This window comes from Longimicrobium sp. (genome assembly GCF_036387355.1).
Classification (GTDB): domain Bacteria; phylum Gemmatimonadota; class Gemmatimonadetes; order Longimicrobiales; family Longimicrobiaceae; genus Longimicrobium.
This window is the reverse complement of the sequence record NZ_DASVTX010000456.1, coordinates 1-6820: the sequence shown is the minus strand read 5'-3', so window position 1 is coordinate 6820 and position 6820 is coordinate 1. Positions and strand designations below refer to the sequence as shown.

Annotated in this window: 6 protein-coding genes; 4 read left to right on the top strand and 2 right to left on the bottom strand. The window is 69.4% G+C overall.

Going from position 1 to position 6820, the window contains the following annotated elements:
• The coding region (locus VF665_RS19885) for an App1 family protein (protein WP_331055209.1) at window positions 1-1064 on the bottom strand (1064 nt) is incomplete at its 3' end.
• 126 nt (window positions 1065-1190) lie between these two features.
• On the opposite strand from VF665_RS19885, the gene VF665_RS19880 reads away from it, so the two are divergent.
• Window positions 1191-2576: an MFS transporter gene (locus tag VF665_RS19880; protein ID WP_331055208.1), complete on the top strand. Its 1386-nt coding sequence runs from the start codon at window positions 1191-1193 to the stop codon at window positions 2574-2576.
• A 359-nt stretch (window positions 2577-2935) separates the two neighbouring features.
• On the opposite strand, the gene VF665_RS19875 is transcribed toward VF665_RS19880, so the two are convergent.
• The gene (locus tag VF665_RS19875) at window positions 2936-4246 is read right to left on the bottom strand and encodes a lysophospholipid acyltransferase family protein (RefSeq protein WP_331055207.1); all 1311 of its coding nucleotides are present in this window, start codon (window positions 4244-4246) and stop codon (window positions 2936-2938) included.
• A 170-nt stretch (window positions 4247-4416) separates the two neighbouring features.
• Between VF665_RS19875 and VF665_RS19870 the strand changes: the two genes are divergently transcribed.
• From VF665_RS19870 to VF665_RS19860, 3 genes are all read left to right on the top strand, one after another.
• Window positions 4417-5487 (top strand): hydrolase, encoded by a 1071-nt coding sequence (locus VF665_RS19870; RefSeq protein ID WP_331055206.1) that lies wholly within the window; start codon window positions 4417-4419, stop codon window positions 5485-5487.
• Window positions 5484-6344, top strand: coding sequence for an HD domain-containing protein (locus tag VF665_RS19865; RefSeq protein ID WP_331055205.1), 861 nt, complete (start codon window positions 5484-5486; stop codon window positions 6342-6344). The genes VF665_RS19870 and VF665_RS19865 overlap by 4 nt, the downstream gene beginning before the upstream one ends.
• Before the next feature lie 291 nt (window positions 6345-6635).
• The coding region (locus VF665_RS19860) for a hypothetical protein (RefSeq protein ID WP_331055204.1) at window positions 6636-6820 on the top strand (185 nt) is incomplete at its 3' end.

Below are 6820 nucleotides of genomic sequence, written 5' to 3'. Positions count from 1 at the left end.
ATCCACCCCTGCTCGGCGGCGTGCCGGGCGCATGCCAGCGTGTCATCCGCCAGGATGAGCGTGCTTCCGGCGCGCTGCACCTCGTCCGCCAGCCTGCGGATGGAGGCGGCGCGCTCCGGCCGCGGCGTCACGTTGCGGATGTACACGGCGCGGATGCGGTCCGGATAGTCGTGCACCACGCGGTGGTAGATCTCCGGGTCCTCCTGCCCGCTGTCGCCGATCAACAGAAAGGGCAGGCCGGGGAACAGGTCCAGAATGCGGCGGATGGCGCCCAGCTTGTGCCCCGCATGCCCCGTGGGCATCGCCTCCTGCGCGCTCACTCCCCAGTCCCGCAGCAGCAGCGGTCCGATGGGGATCTGCCGGATGGTGAGGAACTCCGACAGGATGTCGTGCAGGTTCCACGGGCTGCTGCTCACGTAGAACACGGGGTTGAAGGGCGACGTGCCCGCCCCGTGCTGCAGGGCGCGGTAGAAGGCCGCCACGCCGGGAAAGGGAATGCGCCCGTAGGCGTTCTGCAGAAAGACGTTTCGTGCCATCCGCAGCACGGAGGTGGCGTCCGTCTTCACCACCGTGTCGTCAATGTCGCTGATGACGCCGAACGCGCTCGTCGGTGGCGGGATCAGGATGTCCGCGGGCGCGGTGTACGGCGCGGCGGGCGCCGGGTGCTCCAGGTGAAGCTCCACCCGGTGCCAGAGCGCGTTCGGCCCGAACGGAGGGACGGGATGGATCCACGCCTCAAAGAAGCCCTCCTCGTCCGACGTGACCGACACCTCGCCGCCGGGGTAGGCGACGCGGACGCGCGCGCCGACCACCTCGTCGCTCTCGAAGCGCTGGATCATCCCCGCCAGGTTCACCAGCGTGCTCTGCCCCTGGCGCGAGGCGGGAACGGGGGCCCCGCGCAGCACGCGACCCTTCAGGTACGCGCGGTCTGGCATCCCGTATCCGCGGTACGGCTCAATGCGCGGCGCGCCGTCGCCCATCCACCCGCCCAGGCGCCGCTGCTCGTCCACCTTCTGCTCCACGCGGTGGACGAACTTCGCGATCCCCTTCTTCCAATCCGCCATGTCCGTGAGCTTCGCTGGTGTGCGTGTTCGTCCCGCCACTCTGGCCGGGCGGCGGGGCGGGGACCATATTGGCGGCGGGCCGCTCCGCCGTCCACCTCGCCTCGTCCCCTCCGTCCCCGACTCCGGATGTCATCTCATCTGCCCGCCGCGGCCTCCGAACGCCGCGGCCTGCTGAACACGCTCGGCCTGCACCGTCCCGAGCTGCGGGCCTGGGCCATGTACGACTGGGCCAACTCGGCGTTCATCTGCACCATCACCAACGCCGTCTTTCCCATCTACTTCGTCAGCGTGGCCGCTGCGGGCATGCGCGGACCCGAGGCCACGGCGCGCTACGGCTGGGCCACCACCATCGGCCTGGCCATCGTCGCCATCCTGGCGCCCATCCTGGGCACCATCGCCGACTACGCCCCGGTCAAGAAGCGGCTGATGGGCACCTTCATGGGCATCGGCGTGGCGGCGACGGCGGTGATGTTCTTCATCATGCGCGGCGACCTGCTGCTGGCCTCCATCCTGTTCATTCTGGCCAACATCGGGGCGAACGGCAGCTTCGTGTTCTACGAGTCGCTGCTTCCGCACATCGCCCGGCGCGACGAGATGGACCGCGTTTCCACGGCGGCGTACGCCATGGGCTACATCGGCGGCGGCCTGCTGCTCGTCATCAACCTGCTGTGGATCCAGAAGCCCGAGTGGTTCGGCTTTCCCTCCGGCGAGGGACTGACGGCGGCGCAGGCCACCTTTCCCGCGCGGCTCTCGTTCCTGTCCGTGGCCGTGTGGTGGCTGCTCTTTTCCATCCCCGTCTTCCGGCGCGTTCCCGAGCCGCCGGTAACGGCTTCCACGGAGGAGGAAAAGGCGACGCCCGCGCTGAGGCTGGCGTTCTCGCGGCTGGGCGAGACGTTCCGGGCGCTGCGCGGATACAAGCAGGCGTTCCTGATGCTGATCGCGTTCCTGATCTACAACGACGGCATCGGCACCATCGTGCGGATGGCGACGGTGTTCGGCACGGAGCTCAAGATCGACACGGGAACGATGATTCTGGCCATCGTCATCGTGCAGTTCGTGGGCGTGCCCTGCGCGTTTCTGTTCGGCACGCTGGCGGGAAAGATCGGTGCCAAGAAGTCCGTGTTCCTGGCGCTCGCCGTGTACGTGGGGATCACGATTCTGGGCTACTTCATGAAGACCGGGCGCGACTTCCTGATCCTGGCGGCGCTGGTGGGACTGGTGCAGGGCGGGGCCCAGGCGCTGAGCCGGTCGCTGTTCGCCAGCATGATTCCGCGGCACCGGTCGGGGGAGTTCTTCGGGTTCTTCGGCGTGTTCGAGAAGTTCGCGGGCATCTTTGGCCCGGCGATCTTTTCCGTCGTGGTCGCCACGACGGGCACCAGCCGCAACGCGATCCTGGCGGTGGTCGTCTTCTTCATCGTCGGCGGGATTCTGCTGGCGATGGTGGACGTGGAGGAGGGCCAGCGCATCGCCCGCGCCGAGGAAGAGCGCGTGGGCGCAACACAGATCGTGTAGGTGGGATCGGTGCGGGCGCAACATCACCCGCACGGCGGTTCGAGTGCCAGTGTGAGTGGCAGGGTCCACAGCGGCCCCCACCCGGGCTCGCATTACTCGCCCACCCTCCCCCAAAACGGACTGGGGGAGGGTTGTTGGCGCGAGCCGAAGCTTGGAGCGCGTACCCAGTGCTCCCTTCCCCCAGGGTTTTTTGGGGGACGGGCTGGGGATGGGGGCCCCGGAGCCGCGGATGCGCACCGGACCGTGATCCCGCGCCAGACTGCCGTTGCCGTGTGCCCCCTCTCCCACATCTGTTCGTGGGAGAGGGTGGACGCGTCTCAGCGCGGCCGGGTGAGGGCCACAGCCGCGCCTCCGCATCACTATACCCGCACCCTCTCCCACAACTCCGCCAGCCGCTGCGCCAGCGCGCGCTGCCTGCTGCGCAGATCGTCGATCGCCTCCGCGCGGCGGGCGCGGAGCAGGAAGCGGCGCGCCTCCCCGCTCGCGTGGTTCCACGATTCCACGCTCCACAGCGTCGCGCACGCCAGCAGCGGCAGCAGCACCACCGCCGCGATCCCCGCCGTCCACCCCCACATCCACCCCGCCACACCCGCCAGCATCGCCGTCCAGATCAGGAGCAGCACCCCGCCCACGAGCGTCTTGTACGTCGCGCGGATGTCATCCGACGGACGGGCGCGCGCCTCGGCAAACCCGGTCAGCCGGTACGGGATCCAGTACAGCACGATCCCCACGAGCGCCGCGGGGAGCAGCAGCCGCAGCACGTTCGCCTGCCGCGCCACCCACCGCGCCGCCTCGCGCGCGTCGGGCGCGGATTTCAGCTCGCCCGGCGTCATTCGCAGCACGGCGAGGGTGCGGGCGTGCGCCCGTACGTCGCCGGCCACCTCCTCCCACGCGGCATGCTCGTCCCGCCGCAGACGGGCCAGCGCCTCCGTCGTCGCCGCAAGCCGCTGCACCCGCGCGGCGGGCGACGGGTCCGCGCCCAGTTCCGCGGCGTACACGGCCTCCGCCGTCTCCACCATCGGCTGGTCCTCCCACCGCTCCAGGTTCAGCGTCACCCGCCGCAACTCCGCGTCAATGCGAGCCGTAAGCTCGCGCGCCGCGCCGTGGTCGCCGCCGCGGCCGGCCAGGTCGTCCCACGCCACCGGCTCTCCGACGACGGCCAGCGCTTCGGAGCGGAAGCGCTCCTTGCGGCGAAACGTCAGCCCGATGGGGACGATGGGGAACGCGTGGCCAATCAGCGCCGCCCCGCCCAGCGCCATGCGCGCCGCACCCGTCTTGAGCGGCGCGAGCGAGGGCTGGCTGTGGCTGATCCCCTCGGGAAAGATGCCCACCGCCGATCCCCCCGCGAGCGCCTCGTGCACGGCGGCAAAGGAATCTTCGTTGCGCCCCACTTCCGCCGGGTCGTCCGCGCGGCGAAACACGGGAATGCTGCCGGAGCCGCGCACCAGCCATCCTACCTGCGCGTCACTGAACAGCGGCGCCTTGGCCAGAAAGCGCACGGGCCGCCCCGCCACGGCGCCCACCATCGCCGGATCCACCAGCGAGTTGGGATGGTTGGCCACCAGCAGCACGGGGCCGGTGCGCGGCACCGCATCTCCATCCACCTCAAGGCGATAGAAGGCGCGCACCACGAACCGGGACACGTGCGAAAGAAACGGAAGCAGCCACACGGGACGAACGGGGAACGGCGGGGGCGATCCAGGGAACCCTCGCGGGGTATGCAACGGAGCGGCGCGGGCGGGAATTCTGCAATCCCCGGTGCTGGCGGGGGGCCGCGCGGCGGCTCCTAACATGATGCCGGGGCGTCCGGCGCAACAGAGGCACAACGGCGGATCGGGTGATGACGGCAGACCCCAAGTCCTTTCAGCCGCGCCCGTTCCGGCCGGCGTGGTGGCTGCCCGGGGCGCACGCGCAAACGGTGATGGGCCGCTTCGTGCGCCCGCCGCACGGGGTGAAGTACCACCGCGAACGGGTGGAAACGCCGGACGGCGACTTTCTGGACCTGGACTTCGCCTCCATCCAGGGCGCGCCGCCGCTGGCGGAAAACGCGCCGCTCTGCCTGATCATCCACGGGCTGGAGGGGAGCGCGCACTCCGCCTACGTACTTGAACTGAGCCGGGCGCTGCGCGAGTACGGCATCCGCGCCGTGGCCATGAACTTTCGCGGATGCAGCGGCGAGCCGAACCGCGCCCTGCGCTTTTACCACGCGGGCGAAACGGGCGACCTGGAGTTCGTGCTGGAGCTGCTGGCCTCCCGCTTTCCGGACGCGCCACTGCTGGCCGCGGGCTTTTCGCTGGGCGCCAACGTGCTGCTCAAGCACCTGGGCGAGCGCGGGGACGGCACTCGCATCCGCGCGGCGGTGGCGGTTTCCGTACCGTTCGACCTGGGGCGTGGGAGCGACAAGCTGGACCGCTCGTTCATGGGCCGCGTGTACGTGCGCCACTTCGTCAGGCGGCTCCGCGCCAAGTTCAACGCCAAGGCGGAGCGCATCGGTGACCGGCTGGATGCCGAACGGATTCGCAGCGCCCGCACCTTTCGCGAGTTCGACGACGCGGCCACCGCGCGGCTCCACGGCTTTGACGGCGCGGAAGACTACTACTCGCGCTCCAGTTCGGGGCCGTACCTGCGCCACATCCGCGTTCCCGTGCTGCTGGTGCAGGCCGCGGACGACCCGTTCGTGGACGAGACGGCCATTCCGTACGGCGACATTGCCGCCAGCCCGTGGCTGGCGACGGCGTTCACGGAGCGCGGCGGGCACGTTGGCTTCATCAGCGGATCGCCGCGCAGGCCGTGGTTCTGGGCGGAGCGCGAAGCGGCGCGGTTCCTTGGTGCACAGGCCGGAACCGAACCTGCATTGAACGTCCGGCAAGAGGCCGGGCAACACGGACACAAAACGAAGCGACGGATATGACGGACGGAACGGAAGCGGCTGCCTGGGATCCGCGGGCCAGCTTTGGACGCACGGTGGCGGAACGCATGTCGCACCGGCTGATGCTGAACGTGCCCTCGCGCGGCAATCCCAAGGTTGAAAAGCTGATCGAGCGCATCAACGCCGACGACGAGATGTACGCGCTGTGGCTGGCCGCCAACGTGAACGCGGTGGAGCGGCTGCAGATGACCGACCACGGCCCGGTGCACGTCAAGATCGTGATGAACATCGCGGTCAAGCTGCTGCGCGTCTTGACGGAGAGCGGGGTGGAGCCGGCGGTGGTCACCAACTACGGCATGGGCACGGACGACGCCGAGGTGGTGGTGCTGCTGGCCGCACTGCTGCACGACGTGGGAATGAGCATCCACCGCAAGGACCACGAGGAATTCTCGCTCTTTGTGGCGCAGGCCAAGGTGCGCGAGCTGCTGGAGGGGATCTACGACCGCGCGACGGCCACGGTGGTGCGCTCGGAGGTTCTGCACGCCATCATCGGGCACCGCTCGGGCGGGGCGCCGCTCACGCTGGAGGCGGGGATCGTGCGGGTGGCGGACGCGCTGGACATGGCCAAGGGCCGCTCGCGCATCAGCATGGGGATTGAGGGAACCATGAGCATCCACTCCATCTCCGCGGCGGCCATCGAGGCGGTGCACATCGAGAGCGGGGTAGAGAAGCCGCTGCGCATCCGTGTGGAGATGTCCAACTCCGCAGGCATCTTTCAACTGGACCAGCTGTTCCGCGAAAAGCTCAAGGGCAGCGGGCTGGAGAAGCACGTGGAGGTCGAAGCCCTGATCGAGGGCGAGGCCGAGAAGCGCCTGGTCCAGACCGCGTACCGGCTGTAGGGCCGGCGCGGCGGGATCGGCATGGTCGTGGTCCGCAGCATCCCTGAGCGGATGAATCCGCCGCAACAACGGCGGAAAGTCCCCCCAGACGGACGGGGGGACTTCACCTGCACGCGCGGCGGATCGTTCGGTGTGAGGGGCGGGGTTCGGCGCCGCGAATGGTGCCCTGAGCGGATGAATCCGCCGCTCCAACAGCGGGAAGCCCCGACTCGTGGCCGCTGACGCGTCCACGATCGCGGCTTCAACCGACCCGGCGGAAAGCCGTGCGCACCGGCCTCGCGGAAGCCGCGGATGCAGTCCGCGCAGGCGGACTTTCGTGTTTCTCGAGGCGCGCTTTCAACCCAAATCCTGCATCCACGGGTTCAGGTGGAAATCTGGATCGACGGGACGCATGTTGGCGGTCACATCGGCAGGAGGTGGCGCGAGCTGGAGGCGATCGGGAGGCTCTCCGACGCGTGGTTCGGGAGCTTCAGGTC

Coding starts and splice junctions, on each gene's coding strand:
- VF665_RS19880 (WP_331055208.1), top strand. CDS start 1,191: ATGTCATCTCATCTGCCCGCCGCGGCCTCCGAACGCCGCGGCCTGCTG.
- VF665_RS19870 (WP_331055206.1), top strand. CDS start 4,417: ATGACGGCAGACCCCAAGTCCTTTCAGCCGCGCCCGTTCCGGCCGGCG.
- VF665_RS19865 (WP_331055205.1), top strand. CDS start 5,484: ATGACGGACGGAACGGAAGCGGCTGCCTGGGATCCGCGGGCCAGCTTT.